Source organism: Pantoea alfalfae (assembly GCF_019880205.1).
GTDB classification, from domain to species: domain Bacteria; phylum Pseudomonadota; class Gammaproteobacteria; order Enterobacterales; family Enterobacteriaceae; genus Pantoea; species Pantoea alfalfae.
This window is the reverse complement of the sequence record NZ_CP082292.1, coordinates 1,916,645-1,936,308: the sequence shown is the minus strand read 5'-3', so window position 1 is coordinate 1,936,308 and position 19,664 is coordinate 1,916,645. Positions and strand designations below refer to the sequence as shown.

At 54.1% G+C, this 19,664-nt stretch carries 18 protein-coding genes; 11 read left to right on the top strand and 7 right to left on the bottom strand.

Features of this window, described 5'->3' with window-relative positions:
• The first annotated feature begins 148 nt into the window (after nt 1-148).
• From K6R05_RS09015 to K6R05_RS09005, 3 genes are read left to right on the top strand one after another with little or no spacing between them, the layout of a single operon-like run.
• A complete protein-coding gene (locus tag K6R05_RS09015; protein WP_122458382.1) occupies nt 149-634 on the top strand; it encodes an Hcp family type VI secretion system effector in 486 nt (161 codons plus the stop codon).
• Nucleotides 635-637: 3 nt separating this feature from the next.
• Nucleotides 638-1,054: a polymorphic toxin type 44 domain-containing protein gene (locus K6R05_RS09010; RefSeq protein ID WP_222925426.1), complete on the top strand. Its 417-nt coding sequence runs from the start codon at nt 638-640 to the stop codon at nt 1,052-1,054.
• On the top strand, nt 1,032-1,454 hold the full coding sequence (locus K6R05_RS09005; protein WP_161736798.1) for a hypothetical protein: 423 nt from the start codon (nt 1,032-1,034) through the stop codon (nt 1,452-1,454). Before K6R05_RS09010 ends, K6R05_RS09005 begins: the two co-directional genes overlap by 23 nt.
• Here the strand turns inward: K6R05_RS09005 and K6R05_RS09000 are convergent.
• Nucleotides 1,415-1,618 (bottom strand): hypothetical protein, encoded by a 204-nt coding sequence (locus K6R05_RS09000; RefSeq protein WP_222925425.1) that lies wholly within the window; start codon nt 1,616-1,618, stop codon nt 1,415-1,417. The two genes, K6R05_RS09005 and K6R05_RS09000, sit on opposite strands and share 40 nt — an antisense overlap.
• A 170-nt stretch (nt 1,619-1,788) precedes the next feature.
• Between K6R05_RS09000 and sapA the strand changes: the two genes are divergently transcribed.
• From sapA to K6R05_RS08965, 7 genes are all read left to right on the top strand, one after another.
• On the top strand, nt 1,789-3,411 hold the full coding sequence (sapA, locus tag K6R05_RS08995) for an ABC transporter substrate-binding protein SapA (RefSeq protein WP_161736799.1): 1,623 nt from the start codon (nt 1,789-1,791) through the stop codon (nt 3,409-3,411).
• Nucleotides 3,412-4,377, top strand: a complete 966-nt coding sequence (gene sapB, locus K6R05_RS08990) for a putrescine export ABC transporter permease SapB (protein WP_161736800.1) — start codon at nt 3,412-3,414, stop codon at nt 4,375-4,377.
• Complete coding sequence (sapC, locus tag K6R05_RS08985) at nt 4,364-5,254, top strand: putrescine export ABC transporter permease SapC (protein ID WP_013357991.1); 891 nt, start codon at nt 4,364-4,366, stop codon at nt 5,252-5,254. Before sapB ends, sapC begins: the two co-directional genes overlap by 14 nt.
• Nucleotides 5,255-6,250 carry a putrescine export ABC transporter ATP-binding protein SapD gene (gene sapD, locus K6R05_RS08980; protein ID WP_161736801.1) on the top strand — a complete coding sequence of 332 codons (996 nt, stop codon included), beginning with the start codon at nt 5,255-5,257 and terminating at the stop codon, nt 6,248-6,250. It abuts the gene before it with no gap.
• 1 nt (nt 6,251) lies between these two features.
• Nucleotides 6,252-7,055: a putrescine export ABC transporter ATP-binding protein SapF gene (gene sapF, locus K6R05_RS08975; RefSeq protein WP_161736802.1), complete on the top strand. Its 804-nt coding sequence runs from the start codon at nt 6,252-6,254 to the stop codon at nt 7,053-7,055.
• Between the two features lie 141 nt (nt 7,056-7,196).
• Nucleotides 7,197-7,985, top strand: a complete 789-nt coding sequence (gene fabI / locus K6R05_RS08970; protein WP_090960651.1) for an enoyl-ACP reductase FabI — start codon at nt 7,197-7,199, stop codon at nt 7,983-7,985.
• Between the two features lie 217 nt (nt 7,986-8,202).
• Nucleotides 8,203-9,312 (top strand): CMD domain-containing protein, encoded by a 1,110-nt coding sequence (locus K6R05_RS08965; RefSeq protein ID WP_222925424.1) that lies wholly within the window; start codon nt 8,203-8,205, stop codon nt 9,310-9,312.
• 5 nt (nt 9,313-9,317) lie between these two features.
• On the opposite strand, the gene K6R05_RS08960 is transcribed toward K6R05_RS08965, so the two are convergent.
• The 6 genes from K6R05_RS08960 to K6R05_RS08935 all read right to left on the bottom strand — a co-directional run bounded on the left by K6R05_RS08960 (nt 9,318) and on the right by K6R05_RS08935 (nt 16,996).
• Nucleotides 9,318-10,214 (bottom strand): LysR family transcriptional regulator, encoded by an 897-nt coding sequence (locus K6R05_RS08960; RefSeq protein WP_161736805.1) that lies wholly within the window; start codon nt 10,212-10,214, stop codon nt 9,318-9,320.
• A 921-nt stretch (nt 10,215-11,135) separates the two neighbouring features.
• Complete coding sequence (locus K6R05_RS08955) at nt 11,136-11,705, bottom strand: DUF4142 domain-containing protein (protein WP_222925423.1); 570 nt, start codon at nt 11,703-11,705, stop codon at nt 11,136-11,138.
• Nucleotides 11,706-11,933: 228 nt separating this feature from the next.
• Nucleotides 11,934-12,119, bottom strand: a complete 186-nt coding sequence (locus K6R05_RS08950; RefSeq protein WP_222925422.1) for a con-10 family general stress protein — start codon at nt 12,117-12,119, stop codon at nt 11,934-11,936.
• Nucleotides 12,120-12,803: 684 nt separating this feature from the next.
• Nucleotides 12,804-13,535 (bottom strand): YoaK family protein, encoded by a 732-nt coding sequence (locus tag K6R05_RS08945; protein ID WP_222925421.1) that lies wholly within the window; start codon nt 13,533-13,535, stop codon nt 12,804-12,806.
• 143 nt (nt 13,536-13,678) lie between these two features.
• Nucleotides 13,679-15,223, bottom strand: a complete 1,545-nt coding sequence (locus K6R05_RS08940; RefSeq protein WP_161736292.1) for a methyl-accepting chemotaxis protein — start codon at nt 15,221-15,223, stop codon at nt 13,679-13,681.
• Nucleotides 15,224-15,409: 186 nt separating this feature from the next.
• Nucleotides 15,410-16,996: a PTS transporter subunit EIIC gene (locus K6R05_RS08935; protein WP_161736293.1), complete on the bottom strand. Its 1,587-nt coding sequence runs from the start codon at nt 16,994-16,996 to the stop codon at nt 15,410-15,412.
• Nucleotides 16,997-17,257: 261 nt separating this feature from the next.
• On the opposite strand from K6R05_RS08935, the gene K6R05_RS08930 reads away from it, so the two are divergent.
• Nucleotides 17,258-19,561, top strand: a complete 2,304-nt coding sequence (locus K6R05_RS08930; RefSeq protein ID WP_161736294.1) for an FdhF/YdeP family oxidoreductase — start codon at nt 17,258-17,260, stop codon at nt 19,559-19,561.
• The last annotated feature ends 103 nt before the right edge of the window (nt 19,562-19,664 follow it).

Genomic DNA, 19,664 nt, shown 5'->3' with positions numbered 1-19,664 from the left:
AGATCCCAGCCATTACATATGAAATTATTAAATATTGATCTTTATCATTATGCCTTCGTTTTTTTAATATGCACTTGAGGTTTATGCGAAGCCAGCATTAACTCTCCTCCAAAAGGAATATAACTTAACCCATTAAAGGATTTTTAATATGGCTATTCCAGCATATCTTTGGTTGAAAGATGATAGTGGTGCGAGCATCAATGGTTCAGTAGATGTTAAAGACCGAGAGGGAAGCATTGAAGTTACGGGTTTTTCTCATAACTTAAGACTGCCGACTGATTCTATGACAGGCAAGCCCACAGGGACAAGAAAACATGCACCCATCATCGTTCAAAAAGAATTCGATTCCTCTTCGCCCTACCTTTATAAAGCAGTGGCAACTGGACAAACATTAAGGTCAGCCGAGTTCAGATGGTACAATATCAACTACGCAGGTCAGGAAGAAGAATACTTCAACATATTACTTGAAAATGTCAGAATTGTCGGTATCTCGCCCATTATGCATGACACTAAAGACCCTGAAAAAGAAAAACATAATCATCTTGAATGCGTTGAGTTTGCTTACGAGAAAATAACCTGGAAGCATTGTGATGGTAACATCATTTTTTCAGATAGCTGGAATGAAAAGGCATAAATCATGAGATATCCTGCCTTAGCGGCATCTCCATCTCCTCCTTATGATATTCTTTCATTTACTCCAGCTGGAGTTTTGTTGATAAACAATATGATGGTTGCACGTTTTCACAGGGGACCCTCAGCCCTGACATATGTCTGGTTTTATAACCAGGTTAAAGGACATGGCCCATGGGATTATAAATTTCAACAGGGGAGCCAATATGAACATTTTGGTAATTTTCATTATGGTGCTGTGGGGCATGCCGCTGGAATAAAAGACGCTGTTCTTCTTCGCGCAGCCGGTTGGGCGCAAAACCGGGCCGGAACCCGCAGAGAGGAATTTGATGTCTGGTATGGCGCAGCGCCTTTTGGAGATGACCCTGACGATCAATACTGGATAAGAGCTGGGATAGATTATGCAAAACGTTCCGGTTTTTAAAAAGCGCACGCTGGTTCTGATGCTGATGACTATTGTCTTTGCAGGCTGGCGGCTTTCGCAGTTATCACCGCTTGAACAGTCAATCATCAGGAAAGTTAACGTCAGCAGCCGGATTAACCTTTACATCACCGAAGCCAGTGCGGGTGCCACAACTGCCTTCTCATACCGTTTTTATCTTTATGATGCATCCCGAAGCGATGAATCTTTTAAAGAAAGTCTGAACGACGACCTAAAGCCTTTCCTGATCACCTCAGATGATGACGTCTTTCCTCGCGTTCGTGATAAGGCGATATATTTGACGATTAACGGCGAGATTTTCGCTTTCCACAATTTGCCTGGTATTCGCATCAACGAGGAGCCCTATTCCGTCCCGGTCTTCCTCACCGCCTCACCACTTTGATCCCCTTTGCTTGCAATCTCTTCCCCGTCCAGACAGGCATGCCACTCTACAAAAGCCAAAAAAAAGCCCGCCAACAGGCGGGCAACAATACTGGAAGCAATGTGAGCAATGTCGTGCTCTTCTTCGGCAGAGCCACCGTCGAAGCGCAGGTGAATAATAATCATTCTTATTATCATCTGTAAAGCAGTTATTGAGAATTTTTCTCATTACCACACCTTCTGTGTGCGCATTATGCGTTGCGATGACGAAAATCAGGCTGCCAGTGGCTGCAGGTTTTGGGACTATGCCCGCTTTGCGATACACTTCGGTTAATGCCTCAAAATCGTTGAGTTCTATGTTAAAACTACTATGTTCGCTGTTGCTTGGCCTCAGCGCGTTAAGTGCCCCTGCGTGGTCAGCGCCTGCCGGTGATATACGTCAGACCGGCTTTGTCTATTGCGTCAGCGGGACGCTGAACACCTTTAATCCGCAGATGGCCAGCAGCGGGCTGACTGTCGATACGCTGGCAGCACAGTTGTATGACCGCTTACTGGATGTCGATCCCTACACCTATCGTCTCAAGCCCGATCTGGCGTCGAGCTGGGAAGTACGCGATAACGGCGCGACGTATCGTTTTCATCTGCGCAGTGGCGTCCAGTTTCAGCAGACTAATCAGTTTCGCCCGACCCGGCCGCTGAACGCCGACGATGTGGTCTTCAGCTTTGCAAGGATGTTTGACCGTCATCACCCCTGGCATAACGTCAATGGCGGTAACTACCCCTACTTTGATAGTCTGCAATTTGCCGATTCCGTACAGAGCGTGAAGAAGATCGACAACAGAACGGTTGAGTTCAGGCTTAACAGCCCGGATGCCTCGTTCCTGTGGCATATGGCGACCCACTATGCGCCGGTATTGTCGAAAGAGTATGCCGACCAGCTCACCGCTAAGGGCCGTCAGGAAGAGATGGATCGTCAGCCAGTGGGCACCGGTCCTTATCAGCTCAGTGAATATCGCACCGGTCAGTACATCCGTCTGGCGCGCAATCCTCACTACTGGCGTGGGGTGCCGCGTCTGCAACAGGCGGTGATCGATCTTGGCTCCGGCGGAACCGGGCGCCTCTCCAAACTGTTAACCGGTGAATGCGATGTACTTGCCTATCCCGCTGCAAGCCAGCTCAGCATACTGCGCGATGACCCGCGCCTGCGGATGACGCTGCGTCCCGGTATGAACATCGCCTATCTGGCTTTTAATACCCGTAAACCGCCGCTCGACCGCCCTGAAGTGCGGCATGCGCTGGCGCTGGCCATCAACAATGAGCGGTTAATGGAGTCGATTTATTACGGCACTGCCGAAACGGCCGCTTCGATATTACCGCGCGCGTCATGGGCTTATGACAATGATGCACGCATTACCGGCTATGATCCCGGGAAGTCCCGCGCCGCGCTGGCTGCACTCGGCATCAGCGATCTTCATCTGAGGCTGGTTGTGCCTGCCGCCTCGCAGTCGTGGAATCCCAGCCCGCTGAAAACCGCCGAACTGTTACAGGCGGATCTGGCGCAGGTTGGCGTCCGGCTGACAATTGTGCCGGTAGAGGGACGTTTTCAGGAGGCGCAACTGATGGCAATGAATCATGATCTGACGCTGTCAGGCTGGGCAACCGACAGTAACGATCCGGACAGCTTCTTCCGCCCGCTACTCAGCTGTGCGGCGATTCGCTCGCAGACCAATTACGCGCACTGGTGCTCTCCGGCTTTTGACGAAACGCTGCAGAATGCTCTGTTATCACAACAACTCTCTGGCCGCATCGACAGTTATGACAAAGCGCAGCAGATTCTTGCGCAGGAGTTACCGGTGCTGCCGCTGGCCTCCTCTCTGCGACTGCAGGCATTTCGTCATGACATCAAAGGGCTGGTACTGAGTCCGTTTGGCAACGCCTCGTTTGCCGGAGTCTATCGTGAAGCTGATGAGGGTAAGTAAGTGATTATCTATATTTTGCGCCGCCTGCTGCTGCTGCTCATTACCCTGTTCCTGTTGTCGCTGGTCAGCTTCAGCCTGAGCTACTTTACCCCTAACGCTCCGCTGGAAGGCGCTGCGCTCTCCGATGCCTGGTGGTTCTGGTTTAAAGGGATGCTGCAGTTTGATTTCGGCGTCTCCAGCACCAACGGTCAGGAGATTGGGCTGCAGCTGCGTGAGGTTTTCCCGGCCACCATGGAGCTCTGTATCCTGGCGTTTCTGTTTGCGCTGCTGGTCGGTATCCCGCTGGGGATTTGCGCCGGTGTGATGCGCAATAAATGGCAGGATAAAACTATCAGTGCGGTGGCCCTGATCGGCTTCTCTGCACCCATTTTCTGGCTGGCACTGCTGCTGACGCTGTTCTTCTCGCTGACACTGGGCTGGCTGCCGGTATCGGGACGTCACGACCTGCTCTATCCGGTGCAGAATATCTCCGGCTTTGCGCTGATTGATGCCTGGCTGAGTCCTTCACCCTGGCGGCATGAGATGATTATCAGCGCCCTGTCCCACCTGATTCTGCCGGTGCTGGTGCTGGCGATGGCGCCGACCACAGAAGTGATCCGGCTGCTGCGCAACAGCACCAGCGATGTGATGGATAAAAATTATGTCAAAGCAGCGGCCACGCGCGGTCTTTCGCGCTTTACGGTGATCCGCCGCCATGTGTTGCACAACGCGTTACCGCCCGTCATCCCGCGTCTGGGCCTGCAATTCTCCACCATGCTGACGCTGGCGATGATCACCGAAATGGTCTTTAACTGGCCTGGCCTGGGCCGCTGGCTGATCAACGCGATTCGTCAGCAGGATTATGCGGCGATCTCAGCGGGTGTGATGGTGATTGGCGGGCTGGTGATTCTGGTGAATGTGATTTCTGACGTGATTGGTGCGGCAATGAATCCGCTGAAACATAAGGAATGGTATGCCCTCCGATAATATTTACGCCGAAAAACGCCTGCCCAGCGCGTTTCGTCAGAGCTGGCATCATTTCTATGGCAACCCGATTTCGATGGTCGGCCTGTATGGCTTTGGCGCATTGCTGCTGCTCTGCCTGTTTGGCGGGTTCATGGCACCTTATGGTATCGACCAGCAGTTCCTGGGATATCAGTTGCTGCCGCCGTCATGGTCGCGCTACGGCGATGTCTCGTTTTTCCTCGGCACCGACGATCTGGGTCGTGACGTACTGAGTCGCCTGCTGAGTGGTGCTGGCCCGACGGTGGGTTCGGCGATTCTTGTGACGCTATTCGCTACGCTGGGCGCGCTGGTGCTGGGCGTGCTGGCGGGCATGACGCACGGCATTCGCTCGGCGGTGATGAACCACGTGCTGGACACACTGCTCTCTCTTCCGTCGCTGTTGCTGGCGATTATCGTAGTGGCGTTCCTCGGGCCGCGTCTTGAGCATGCCCTGCTGGCGGTCTGGCTGGCGCTGATGCCACGCCTGGTGCGCGAGATTTACAGTGCCGTGCATGATGAGCTGGAAAAAGAGTATGTGGTTGCCGCACGCCTGGACGGTGCGCGTGGCCGTAATATTCTGCGCTACGCTATATTGCCAAACATTTTACCGTTGCTGATTACCGAAATTACCCGCGCGCTGTCGATGGCGATTCTGGATATTGCCGCACTCGGCTTTCTTGACCTCGGCGCGCAATTGCCTTCGCCGGAATGGGGTGCGATGCTGGGCGATTCGCTGGAGCTGATCTACGTTGCGCCCTGGACCGTGATGTTGCCCGGTGTGGCGCTGATGGTCAGCGTATTAATTGTTAACCTGCTCGGTGACGGCATCCGTCGCGCCGTCGAAGCGGGAGTGGAATAAATGCCATTACTTGATATCCGTAATCTGACCATTGAATTTATGACCGCTGACGGGCCGGTCAAAGCGGTCGACCGTGTTAATCTGACGCTGGGCGAAGGTGAAATACGGGGTCTGGTTGGTGAGTCCGGCTCCGGTAAAAGTCTGGTCGCCAAAGCTATCTGCGGCGTGACCAACGATAACTGGCGCGTGACCGCCGATCGCATGGTATTTGATGATGTGGACCTGCTGCGCCTCTCCCCGCGCGAGCGCCGTCGCATTATCGGACATAACGTCTCAATGATTTTTCAGGAGCCGCAATCCTGTCTCGATCCCTCTGAGAGCATTGGCCGTCAGCTGATGCAGGTGATCCCACGCTGGACGTATAAAGGTCCATGGCTTAAACGCTTCTGGTTCTGGCGCAAAACCCGCGCTATCGAACTGCTGCATCGCGTCGGCATCAAAGATCATAAAGACATCATGCGCAGCTTCCCCTACGAGCTGACCGAAGGCGAATGCCAGAAAGTGATGATCGCCATTGCGCTGGCTAACCAGCCGCGTCTGCTGATTGCCGATGAACCGACCAATGCTATGGAACCCACGACGCAGGCGCAGATATTCCGCCTGCTAAGCCGTCTGAACCAGAATAACAACACCACTATTCTGCTGATCAGCCACGACCTGCGCAGCATGAGTCAGTGGGCGGACCGCATTAACGTGATGTACTGCGGTCAGACGGTGGAAACCGCTCAGAGCGAAGATTTAATGAGTACGCCGCATCATCCTTATACGCAGGCGCTGATTCGGGCGATGCCCGACTTTGGCCGCGCGCTGCCGCATAAAAGCCGTCTCAATACGCTGTCAGGCGCCATCCCCTCGCTGGAAAGCCTGCCGATTGGCTGCCGTCTGGGGCCGCGCTGCCCCTACGCGCAACGCAAATGTGTTGAAACGCCGCGCCTCACCGGCAGTAAGACACATCTCTTCGCCTGTCATTTCCCGCTGAATATGGAGGGCCAGTAGCATGGAGACCCTGCTGGAAGTGCGCAACCTGAGTAAAACCTTTCGCTATCGCACCGGCCTGTTCCGCCGCCAGCACGTTGAAGCGGTGAAGTCGGTCAGCTTTACCCTGCGCGAAAAGCAGACGCTGGCGATTATCGGTGAAAACGGTTCCGGCAAGTCCACGCTGGCGAAGATGCTCAGCGGCATGATCGCCCCCACTGAAGGTGAGATTCTGATTGACGACCATCCGCTTACCTTTGGCGATTACGGCTATCGCAGCCAGCGCATCCGCATGATTTTTCAGGATCCCTCAACCTCACTCAATCCACGTCAGCGCATCAGCCAGATCCTGGAGTTCCCGCTGCGACTCAATACCGAACTCACTGCGGAAGAGCGCGAAAAACGCATTATCGCTACTCTGCGTCAGGTGGGATTACTGCGCGATCATGCCGGATATTATCCGCACATGCTGGCACCCGGTCAGAAACAGCGTCTGGGCCTGGCGCGCGCGTTGATCCTGCAACCCAAAGTGATTGTGGCCGATGAAGCGCTGGCCTCACTGGATATGACCATGCGTTCCCAACTGGTGAATCTGATGCTGGAACTGCAGGAGAAACACGGAATCGCCTACATTTATGTCACTCAGCATCTGGGCATGATGAAGCACATCAGCGATAAGGTGCTGGTGATGCATCAGGGCGAAGTGGTCGAGCGCGGCGGCACGGCTGATGTGCTCGCCTCCCCGCTGCACGATCTGACCCGACGCCTGATCAGCAGCCATTTTGGCGAAGCACTGAGTGCCGAAGCCTGGCGGCGCGAGCGCTGATTTTTGCTGCATATCGCGGAAATTGCGGGCCGATTTACCTGATTTATGAGAGACGTGCTAGAATCCGCACGTCGATTAACGTCGGTCGCTTACTTTTTAACCATGCGGCCGCCAACTACAATGACCATAAGGATTACAGCTATGGGTTTTCTTTCCGGTAAGCGCATTCTGATTACTGGCGTTGCCAGTAAACTTTCCATCGCCTACGGTATTGCACAGGCGATGCACAAACAGGGCGCAGAACTGGCTTTCACCTACCAGAACGACAAGTTAAAAGGTCGTGTGGAAGAGTTTGCTAAAGATTTGGGTTCAGACATCGTGCTGCCATGTGACGTAGCCGAAGATGAGAGCATCAAATCGCTGTTCACTGAACTGGCAAAAACCTGGCCGAAATTTGACGGTTTCGTTCACTCTATCGGTTTCGCCCCAGGCGATCAGCTGGTTGGCGATTACGTGAATGCCGTTACCCGCGAAGGCTTTAAAATCGCGCATGACATCAGTGCTTACAGCTTCGTCGCGATGGCCAAAGAGTGCCGCGAGATGCTGAATCCAAATTCTGCGCTGCTGACCCTCTCTTACCTGGGTGCTGAACGCGCGATCCCGAACTATAACGTCATGGGTCTGGCGAAAGCGTCGCTGGAAGCTAACGTGCGTTACATGGCAAACGCGATGGGCCCTGAAGGCGTGCGTGTTAACGCCGTTTCTGCCGGTCCAATCCGTACCCTGGCCGCATCAGGCATCAAAGATTTCCGTAAGATGCTGGCACATTGCGAAGCGGTTACCCCGATTCGCCGTACCGTTACCATCGAAGATGTCGGCAATTCAGCAGCATTCCTCTGCTCTGATCTGGCTGGCGGCATCACCGGTGAAGTGGTACACGTTGATGGCGGCTTCAGCATCGCCGCAATGAACGAACTGGAACTGAAATAAGTTCTGCAAGGGCGAGCCTGGCTCGCCCTTCTCAATACGCCCGCCTTGCCCTTCCCGCCTGATTTCGCTGCCGTTATACCGTAACGCTATTAATTATCACCGATCATTCTTTTGCCCCGGACGGCCCATCAGCGACGATAAGCCTGCCCTTCGGTTAATGCACATTTTCAGATTGTGCCGCCTGCATGCCGAACCTGAATTTGTAAAAGGATTGATCATGGAACAACGCCGCTATCCGGGCCATAACCACTGGTTTTACGAGAGCCAGACCAGTCCACGTACCGCTCAGGCCGCACCGCTGGTGCCAGAGGCCGCCCATATCGACGATCGTTTCCTCCTGGGCTGCTATGCCGATAACGCTGTGGTGCAGTCATTGCTGCGCACGAATCAGCCAGCCCTGCTGGCAGCACGCGATCTGGCACAGCTGCTGTTTCCCGATCGCGTTGTCACCTCGCTGACGCACACCTTAACGCTCTACGACCGCCTCAGCACCGCGCTGACCGTGGCGCAGGTCGCAGGTGTACAGCGGTTGTGTAATCACTACTCTGCCCGCCTGAATCCGCTGCCCGGCCCTGACTCTTCGCGCGAGAGTAATAACCGCCTGACCCAGATTACGCAGTATGCGCGCCTGCTGGCGATGCAGCCTGAGCTGATTAACGCCAGTGCGATCACCGCTCTGGATGCCGTAGGCCTGACCGAACCCGATATTGTGACGCTGAATCAGGTGATCGGCTTTGTCAGTTATCAGGCCCGCGTCGTCGCCGGATTACAGGCGCTGCAGGCCCAGCCGGTACGCTGGTTACCGGGCACCACTGCCCCATCCGACGCCGACGCCACCGGTTTTGACCAGCCTGCCCACTGGCAGCCCGTGCTGAAGCCGCTGGAGCTGCGGTATGCCAGTGCCGAGCAGCTCGCTGCCGTTACCCGCTGTCAGTCTTTGCCCGGCATGCAGGATGCGGTATGGCTGCTGGTTCACGACCCGTCGACGCTCTATGGCTGGGCGCAGCTGCGTCAGCATCTCTCGCAGGAAAACACCCTGGCAGAGGCGACCGCCGCCCGTATTCTGGGCAGTCGCTGGGCGTTCCGGCTGCTGGCCGGGAATGAGGTTTTAATTGACGGTGTGGACGGGGTATCTCAAGGTGAAGAGCAGCAGATTATTGCGCTGGCAGCGCAGCTGACCCGCTCTCCTGAGCGATTCAGCGCGGCTCACCTGCAACCGCTGATGGAGGCGGGCTGGGAGCCTGAGGCACTGTTCGCGCTGATTCAGCTTGTCGCGATAGGAAACTGGAACAGTCGCCTGTTTTACGCCCTGGGCGAAGCGCAGTAGCTGGGCTAAACCGGCAACAGACCACGTGCTTCGTCAAAAAAGTGCTGAGCCAGCGGTGTGGCTCGGCCAGGTTCGGCGATGACCAGCGCCGCCTGCCGCGCCATCGGCGGCAGCGTAATGGCGCGCTGCTGTAATCCCTGTAATGAAGCGGGCAGCAGATGACCGACCGGCGACACCAGAAGCCCCAGACCGACCTGTGCACACTGCATCAGCTGCATGACAGAGGCGCTCTCCACGATAACCCGTGGCACCAGCGTCGCTTCGCGAAAAGCCATATCAAGATAACGCCGGAAATAGCGCGTCGGCTCCGCCAGGCAAAGCGGCTGCTGTGCCAGCTCGTCCAGCGTAAGCGGAGTTTCTGCCACCAGCGCCGGGAAATGGTCGGGATGGAATATGGCTTCAACGCCCCGATCGGCCAGCATCTCGGTCTGGAAATGAAGCTCCCGTAGCGTCGCCATTTCGAAAAAGCCAATACCGACATCCACGGTGTGGCTGTTTAACGCTTCCAGCAGCTGGTCAGCACTGAGCACCGCAATGCGATAGTCGAGTTGAGGATAGCGCGCCTGCACGGCTTTCAGCAGAAGCGGCAATGCCACGCTGCACTGCGGCACTACGCCAACCCGCAGCGTACCGTTCACCCCATGTTTCAGCGATTCCACTTCCAGCTTCAGTCCCTGATAGACCGAAACAATTTCCCGCGCCCACGCCAGTACCCGATCGCCCTCTGGCGTAAAACCGGCAAAGTTATTGCTGCGGTTAATCAGCGGCAGGCCCAGTTCGCGCTCAAGATTTTTCAGGCGCATGGAGAGTGTGGGTTGTGTGACAAAACTGGCTTCCGCGGCCCGTCCGAAATGACGTTCCCGCTCCAGGTTACACAGGTAAATAAGTTGTTTAATGTCGATGTTCTTTTACCATCAGTAACTTACAGATTAATATTTTAGAGGGGCATACTTTTATGCACTAAGCGATGGATTAAAATTTAACTACCCTCTTACTGCCATTATTACGTTTATATTATGCCTAATGCAGTCATGCTTCAAACTGGCAGAGACCCGACCCGTCAGACGGTGAGTCAGTAAAGCTCCTATCCTGTTCTGCCTGAGCCTGTTGTAAAGCAGAGCTTCCGTCTACACTTTCCCGTAGCGCTCATGACATCAGAATAAATTAATTTGAAAACAAGAAGATATGATTCAATTCTGTTTAGCCGCTCTCACAATTGGCGCATCTGTGGATACAAAGAATTTCTCTGCAGTGATTGATTTGTGTCTGATTAGTTAAAATTCGATGAGGTTAAGAATATTTATGGATGAAGTCGACCAGGCTCAGGTGCGTGAAGAAGCGCATCTTTCCGCATCTCTTGCAGCCCGTAAGCCAAAATTCAAAAGTCTCAAGGATCTCAAGGATTAAGCATGTGATGTAAAGATGAAGCTGTGGTAGCCAGCACTGCGGTCTGTTCAGTTGAGTGCGATGAAGACTATCACAAGTCTCGTCGGGTACAGAGCCAGCTTACAGGCGAATAGCCATCCTGTAGCCCTTCTTAACTCAGGTCTGGCCGAACTTCTGGTCAACAATGCTTTAGACGCGTTCCGGCTCACTACCAGACCTGGAAATGGACACGGTTGCGACCTTTATTTGATAGTCATGGCGGTCTTCTGCTCACACGTGGCGTCAGTCCGGCGCACTATAAAGACCTCTCTGGAGAGACTTAAGCATGCAGAAAGAGGCTAATCAGTCGATATTTCCAGCCAGCGCTGAAAAAGGCGTCCGGTCAGCAACACGGTGTTCACCGGACGGTTTCATTACGCATTAACCGGCTAATCCGGTTACATCGCCATATGCTCGGCAGATTTCAGATGCTGCTCGACTACAGGGGTATGTTCGTCTGCCAGTGTCTTCACATCCGGATCTTTTATCTTCATGGCATCACTCTTCAGCGTCGAAAGCACCATCTTATGGTCCATTACGCCTGCGTTTTCCATATACATTTTATCAAATGCGCCACCGCTCTGCTTTTCCAGTTTATCGGCCATGGCCTTGTGTTTAGCATCCGGCTCAGCAGGCAGTGTCACGCCTTTTTGTTGCGCAACCGCCTTAACTTTTGTCAGGGCGCTACTGTGATCATCGACCATTTTCTGAGCAAAGATTTTGACGTCAGCGCTTTGTGTTTTATTCAGCGCAATTCTGGCTGCGGCAACTTCGTTAATGTTGGCCTGCGCCATATCTTTCAGCGCTTTTTCATCGCCCGCGCTGAGCTTACCTTTGGCAACGGTCTGCTCTGCATTCCCGCCCTGCGGGGCGCTCGTCTCAGTCTGGGCCTGCACGCTGACAGTGCTGAACAGGGTGACGACTGCCGATATAGCCAGCAACCCTTTGAGGGAGTGATTCTTTTTCATTATATTCTCCTTAATATCACGAAGAGATCGATGGCAGATAACGCTCTTTATCATCGACGTGAAATAACAAGTGTCATGGTCCATAAAGTGGACCTCCGATTTTAAGAAATCAGTCAGAATGTTGTTCTGCCACTGAATGGCTGTAACTTACGCAAACAGACAATAAAAAAGCAGGCATAAAGTTTCGGACAGAGCACCTTTCAATTAAACCTGACGCCGTTCATCAATTTAAACACGGCCTTCCTGTGCCTTACCCCTTCGACTGACTGAGCCGCCTTTACGGCCGGCCTCAACCGCCCTCTCAGGGTTATTTTTGAAATTTCCACTGCTGGCCTTCCCTCCTTTACTTCCTGCTTCCGCAGCACGCTGTGGATTTTCTGCAAAATTACCTGCCCCGCCCCGATGATTTGTCATATTTTTTCCTCATATATCATTTCAAATAGGGTTTACTCATTAAGCATGGTTGCCTTTGCAGATAATCACAAACATAAACAGATAATTGCAGCAGAACAAAAACATTAAAAATGTCTTCCGCTCCGCTTATATAAGAATTTTTATCTATCATAAGCAACAGCTTCGGAATAAAGCTTGTACAAAAAACCTACTCATTGTACAACTTAATTTAAGTTTCTTTTGAGATGATTCTTATGACCCACTCTTCTGTAACCGGCATTTTAATCAGTTATTATCAGTTTATGGGCTGGTATAAGGGGTCTGCAGAAATGCATGAAAACCAGAGCGGGATAATTTCGACAAAGACAAAAAATAAAATACTGGCATGACCGAACGGGCCATTAACTCAATGATTTATTGATTTTTATATGAGCGTTCAAAGATAAGAAGGAACGCTGACGGGCAGGCGATATTCTCTCAGTTCATTTTCCAGTTAATCATTGTGTCATGCCGATGTTAATTATCCATGAGCACATTTAAGCGTGTTTGTGCTACTGATTTGGTGGCAGCATTAACCAGAATATAATGCTTATTATTATCCTGCTATAGCTCAGCTCTTTAACCACACGGTTCATCTGCGCTGGCGGAATGATGCAATCCGGATTTGCGCAATCCTGATACAAGCAGCAGAGATAATTGTCTGGCTTAATTAAGTATGCCCTTTGATTTTACTGGCCTGGTAAAGATGGCGTTCAGCGCCAGACAGAGTAACCCGGCTCCCACCGGCAATAAAAAATCATAGCTGAGCAATCTGTAAAGCCCTATACCGGCAATTCCGCCAACCAGAAACGAGAGCAGTGTCAGGCAGTGCAGCCGCAGCCGCCCCAGCCAGATCGGTGCATCTTTCGGTGATACTTTGCGCCGCAGCACCTCAAACAGCATCGCCAGCTCGATTCCAATATCGGTCGCCGTACCGGAGACATGAGTGGTGCGAACGCGGGCATTGGAGATGCGCGTTACCACCGCATTCTGCAGCCCCATCAAAAAACTCAGACTCAGGATCAAGACTACACCGGGCGACAGCGGCGGAAAGTGATTCTCAATTATGCCCAGCGTAATCAGCGCGATGCCCTCAATCAGGATAACGAAGGCATAGATAGTACGGATATTCCTGCGGTGCCCGGCATTAATCATCAGCGTTGAAAAAACGGAGCCCGCAATAAACAGCAGGACGATAGACAGAAAAAACAGGCCCGGCCCGAGACTGGCTTTTGCCAGATGATCGGAAAGCAGCGAGACATTTCCGGTCATGTTAGCTGAAAAGAAACCGACAATTTCAAAGGCGGCGGTATTGAGCGCGCCTGCAGCAGCGGCAAGCGTGCAGGCCAGTCGGGTATCGGCGCTGTTGCTGCGGGCACTTTCTATGCTGATTAGCATGACAACCCCGTATTCAGTGGAAAGCCGTATAATCCGCTCATTCTGCCACCGTCACAAGGCGCGGAATCAAACATGCTCTTCTCTGCCTGACGAGACGCATCACAGCATCCCGCGCTGCATAGACGCAGCGCGGAAGAAACCAGTTAGCTGTTTGCCAGACGGAAGGTGGAGACCGACTGCGTCAGGTACTGCACCTGCTCCTCCAGCGAGGCCGACGCCGCCGCAGATTCCTGAACCAGCGCCGAGTTCTGCTGGGTGACGCTGTCCATCTCGGTGACCGCCTGTTCAATCTGACCGATGCCGCGACTCTGTTCATCAGATGCGGTAGAGATGTGCTCCATCAGCAAATTCACGCGGCTGACTGAGGAGATAATCGCGCTCATCGCTTCGCCCGTCCGGCTGACCTGATCGGAACCGGCGTGGATGATGGAGACAGATTCTGCAATAAGCCCCTCAATCTCTTTGGCTGCGGTAGCACTGCGCTGGGCCAGATTACGCACTTCCCCTGCGACTACCGCAAAGCCACGTCCCTGCTCACCCGCACGGGCGGCTTCGACGGCCGCATTCAGCGCCAGAATGTTCGTCTGGAAAGCGATACTGTCGATAACGGTCGTGATCTCTTCAATCTTCTTCGAGCTGGCGTTAATCAGCGCCATCGATGTCACCACTTCCTGCGAGACTTTTTCGCCGCTTTCCGCATTTTTCACCGCTTCACTGGTCAGACGACAGGCTTCAAAGACGTTTTCAGTGTTCTGTTTCACCGTTGCGCCCAGCTGCTCCATGCTGGCTGCGGTTTCCGTCAGCGCGGCGGCCTGCTGTTCGGTGCGCGAGGCGAGATCGATGTTACCCGCCGCAATTTCCTGCGAGGCGGTAGAGACTGAGCGGGTTGAATCCCGCACCTGCAGAATAATGGCAGTCAGCGCGCTGCGCATCTGCTCCAGCGAACCCATCAGCATCTGAATTTCACTGCGTGAACCCGGTTTCACTGGCACTGTGGCATCCAGAACGCCTGCCGCAATAAGCTTACAGTGTTCCTGCGCATCATTGATTGGCGAAAGCACATAGCGCTTCATGAAGATGTAAATGGCGATGACGATGCCAAAAAAAAGCACGCCAAAGAGACCCAGCAGGGTAACACCCGAGGTGAAGTGACTCTGTGCGTCGCTGTTGAGCTTTTTGGCGTAGGTTTCGTGCTGCGCCAGAACACGGTCCAGAATGATTTCATACTGACGATCAAGGCGAACCACGGTGGCAATCTGATTTTTAAAGCGCACCTGATCGTGCGCCTCTGCCGCCTCGATCAACGGCTGTAAACCCTGCTGACGATAGGCCTGATAAGCCTGGCTATAGGCGTCGGCTTCCGCCTCTTCGCCCGGCAGACGCGGCGCGTTCATGTAGGCCTGGAATGCGGCATCCGCTTTACCCGCCACGGTCCGCACGCTGTCCAGCGTGGCGGGATTGCTGGCGTCACTGCCCTCAATCTCCTTCATGTACTCCATCAGACGGACACGCAGCGTACGGCTATGGTTGATCGGGTCAATCACCGAAAGCACCACGCGGATCTCTTTGTTGACCGCATTCAAAGAATGATTGCTCTGAATCAGCAGCCAGGTACTGATTGCCACGCTGGTAAGAAACAACGCCAACAGGAAGGTGAAGATAATCAGGGAGGACTTTTTTAACGACATCGCGAAGTTCCGATAATAAGGAGGATGAGTCGCTATATCGGCAGAAAGATGCGGCCCATTAGGGCTGGGCTTTTTTTAGTTACAATAAGCGGGACGGCAGCGATCTGCATATCTGCAGGAAGAGGTGCTAACCGCCCGCGAGCGCCGGACGGTTAGCGAAGTAATCACGTCTGAAGAGAACTGTCGTTACGCGACGCCCAGCGCCATTTTCACTTCGTTAGCGATCTTCTCAACCTGCGGGCCGTAGATCACCTGAATGTCATGCTCGCTGACGCGATTTACCCCGTTAGCACCGGTGCTCATCAATGTCTGATCGACCACCTGATTCATCTCTTTGACCCTTACCCGCAAACGGGTAAAGCAGCAATCGACATCTTCAATATTGGCCTGCCCGCCCAGCCCGCTGATGATCACCTGTGTCCGCTCATCCGCAGCGACCTGCTGCGGTTTCTCTTCCTCCGACTCGCGGCCCGGCGTCTCGACATGCATCCGGGTGATCACCAGCCGGAATGCGTAGTAGTAGATCGGCGCGTAGATTGCCCCCAGCGCCAGCGTCCACCACCAGTGGGTTTTCGCGCCGCCCAGCATGCCAAACACTATCAGATCGATGACACCACCCTGCACATTGCCGATCATCAGATGCAGCATCGACATCAGCATAAACGACAGGCCGGTCAGGAAAGCATGCAGCAGGTAGAGCACCGGCGAGACAAAGATAAAGCAGAACTCCAGCGGCTCGGTAATCCCGGTGGTAAATGAGGTCAGTGCGCCCGCCATCACCAGTGCTTTGACACGCTGTTTATGTTCGGGCCGCGCGGTGTGGTAGATCGCCAGCGCCGCAGCGGGCAGACCAAACATCATCACCGGAATCTTGCCCTGTGCCAGAAACTGCGTGGCGGTGCGCAGCGTCTCATCGGGGATAGAACCCGGATGAGTCAGCGAGGCATTAAAGATGTTGAGCGCACCGACAACGGTCTGACCATCGACCACCGCCATGCCGCCAATCGGCGTAAAGCGCACGGTTTCATTCAGGATGTGATGCAGACCGGTGGGGATCAGGATGCGCTCAAAGGCACCCAGCAAAAATGCGCCGTACTGCCCGCTTTTGCCAATCATCTGACCTATCCAGGCGATACCGTCACCAATAGTCGGCCAGATCAGGGCCAGTAGTACCCCAACCAGCGGCAGACAGACCACGGTAACGATTGGCACAAAACGCCGTCCGCCAAAGAAGCTGATCGCCGTGGGCAATTGCTGGGTATAGAAGCGATTATGCAGTACCACCGTGATCAGACCGGCAATCACCCCGCCCAGCACGCTCATGTTATAGGTAAAGACACCCAGCATGTTGATATATTCCGCTGAGGTCATCATGGCGGTGGTCTGATCCATCCCCGCCTGCTGCAGTGCTGCCGGTGTGGTGGTGGCGGCGGTGATCCCTTTGGCCGCCAGCGTCGCGCTGATACCGACGTTCATCACGATATAGCCAATCACCGCGGCAAAGGCGGCGGTAGGTTTTTCCGCTTTCGCCAGTCCGATGGCACTCGCTACTGCAAAGAAGACCGGCAGGTTAGCAAACAGCGCCCCGGCGACTTTGCGGATAAACCCAATGATTAACTGCGGCACCTGCATCTGCGCAAAGGCCTCGCCGGTCACCGCCGGGTTCTGCATCGCTGCCGCCAGCCCGAGGAAAATACCGGCGGCAGCGATGACCGAGATTGGCATCATCAACGCTTTGCCGAACGCATGAATCTGGCTGGTCAGCTGTTTCATAGATTTGTGCCCTCTCTGAGAGTGAACAGCAAGTATTAGCGCGTTGTGGTGAGAACTCCCGTTATCAGCCAGTTAAAGGCGAGTAAAATCTGACCACCATCACAAATCTGGCCGATGCACGATAAACGCCAGCTATCGCACCATTAAGTCAATCAATTAGACAAGGTATGAGGATATCTGCAGACTTTGTTTCACCATCAGGCTATAACCTGATAACAAACACCAAACAATAATTCCTACTATAAAAAGCCTGCACTCAATATGAAATTTAAACGCCAAATCAAACCCTACCGCGCGGCTGCGGGCGGCTGGGGTTCACTGGAAGCCACCACGCGTTTCGTTCTTGACAGCAAAGCGGCACTGAAAAATATGCGCAACCTGATGCGCATGAATAAAGCACGCGGTTTTGACTGTCCGGGCTGCGCATGGGGTGATGACAATAAAAGTACCTTCAGCTTCTGCGAAAACGGAGCTAAAGCGGTGACCTGGGAAGCAACACGCCGCATGGTCGACAGCGATTTTTTCGCGAAGCACAGCGTGACAACGCTCTATACCCAGAGTGACTACTTCCTGGAGTATCAGGGGCGTCTGACCCATCCACTGCGCTATAACGCGGAAACCGACCACTACGAGCCCATCAGCTGGGATGATGCGTTTGCGCTGATCGCGCAGCACATTAAGGCGATGGACCATCCGGACCAGATGGAGCTTTACACCTCTGGTCGCGCCAGCAATGAAGCCTCCTGGCTTTATCAGCTGTTTGGCCGCCTGATGGGCACCAATAACTTCCCTGACTGCTCCAACATGTGCCACGAAGCCAGCGGCACTGGTCTGAAGCGCAGCATTGGCGTCGGCAAAGGCACCATTCGCCTGGATGATTTCGACCACGCTGATGCCATTTTTGTCTTCGGGCAGAACCCTGGCACCAACCATCCGCGTATGCTGCACAGCCTGCGTCACGCTGCCGATCACGGCGCGAAGATCGTCACGTTTAATACCCTGCGCGAGCGCGGTCTGGAACGTTTTGCCGATCCGCAGAAACCGCTGGAAGTGGTGACCTCGAAAGCGGGCAATATCAGCTCCTCTTATTACCAGCCGAACCTTGGCGGTGATATGGCAGCGGTGCGGGGCATGGTCAAATCCCTGCTGGAAACCCATCGCGCGCGTCTGGCAGCTGGTGAAAGTGGCCTGTTTGATCAGACGTTTATTAATGCCAAAACCAACGGTATTGAGGCCTATCTCGACGCCGTGGATAACACCAGCTGGATGCAGATTGTGGCGCAGTCTGGTCTGACTCAGGCGCAAATCCGCGAAGCTGCGGCGATCTACCAGAGCGCTGACCGCGTGATCTGTACCTGGGCGATGGGCATTACCCAGCATAAACACTCGGTCGACACGGTGCGCGAAATCACCAACCTGCAGCTGCTGTTTGGTCAGCTGGGCAAAAAAGGTGCAGGCCTCTGCCCGGTTCGCGGTCACAGCAATGTGCAGGGCAACCGTACCATGGGTATTGATGAGAAACCGGCTAAAGCCTTCCTGGATGCGCTGGGTAATCATTTTGGTTTCGAGCCACCGCGTGCGCCAGGCCACAACACCGTTGAAGCGCTGAACGCGATGCTGCGTGATGAAGTCAAAGTGCTGATCGCGCTGGGTGGCAATCTGGCTGCGGCTGCGCCCGATTCACCCCGCACCGAAGAGGCGCTGTCACGCTGTGGTCTGACCGTACATATCAGCACCAAACTGAACCGCAGCCATCTGGTGCCGGGACACGAAGGGCTGATTCTGCCAACGCTGGGGCGCACCGAGCGCGATATCCAGGCGACCGGCAATCAGTTTATCACCGTGGAAGACTCCTTCAGCATGGTTCACGCCTCTGAAGGGATCGGTATTCCGCTGGCGGAAACGCAGCGTTCAGAAACCTCGATTGTTGCGGGTATCGCCCAGGCGGTGCTGGGCGATGAGAAAGTGAAATGGCGCGAGCTGGCGGGTGATTACAACCTGATCCGTGAGCACATTGCCGCGACGATTCCGGGCTTTGCCGACTTCAACGCCAAATGCGATATCCCGGGTGGTTTCTATCTGGGCAATGCAGCAGCGGAATTGCGCTTTAATACGCCAAGCCAGAAAGCGGAGTTCAACGCCTCGGCGCTGCCGACCTCGCTGTTCCCGACGCTGGATCAGGATGTGCCGTTCACGCTGCAGACGCTGCGTTCCCATGACCAGTACAACACCACTATTTACGGTCTTGATGATCGTTACCGTGGCGTGTTTGGTCAGCGTGAAGTGGTGTTCATCAACCCGGACGATATGGCAGATCTGGGCTTCACCGAAGGCCAGAATGTTGATATCGAAACGCTGTGGAATGATGGCATCACCCGTCGTGTCAGCGGCTTCAAACTGGTTCCCTACAATATTCCGCGCGGTAACCTGGCGGCTTATTACCCCGAAACCAACCCGTTGGTGCCGCTGAACAGCTTTGGCGATGACAGCGGTACACCGACCTCTAAATCGGTGCCGGTAAAGCTGGAACGCTCTGAGGCATTGGCCGATCAGCGCATCGCCTGATAGCGCCTTCGCCACTCCCTTAAAAGCCGGTTCGTCCGGCTTTTTGCCTTGCCGCGCGGCGTCGATTCGCGTAAAACTGTCAGCCGCAATCAGCCAACGAAAC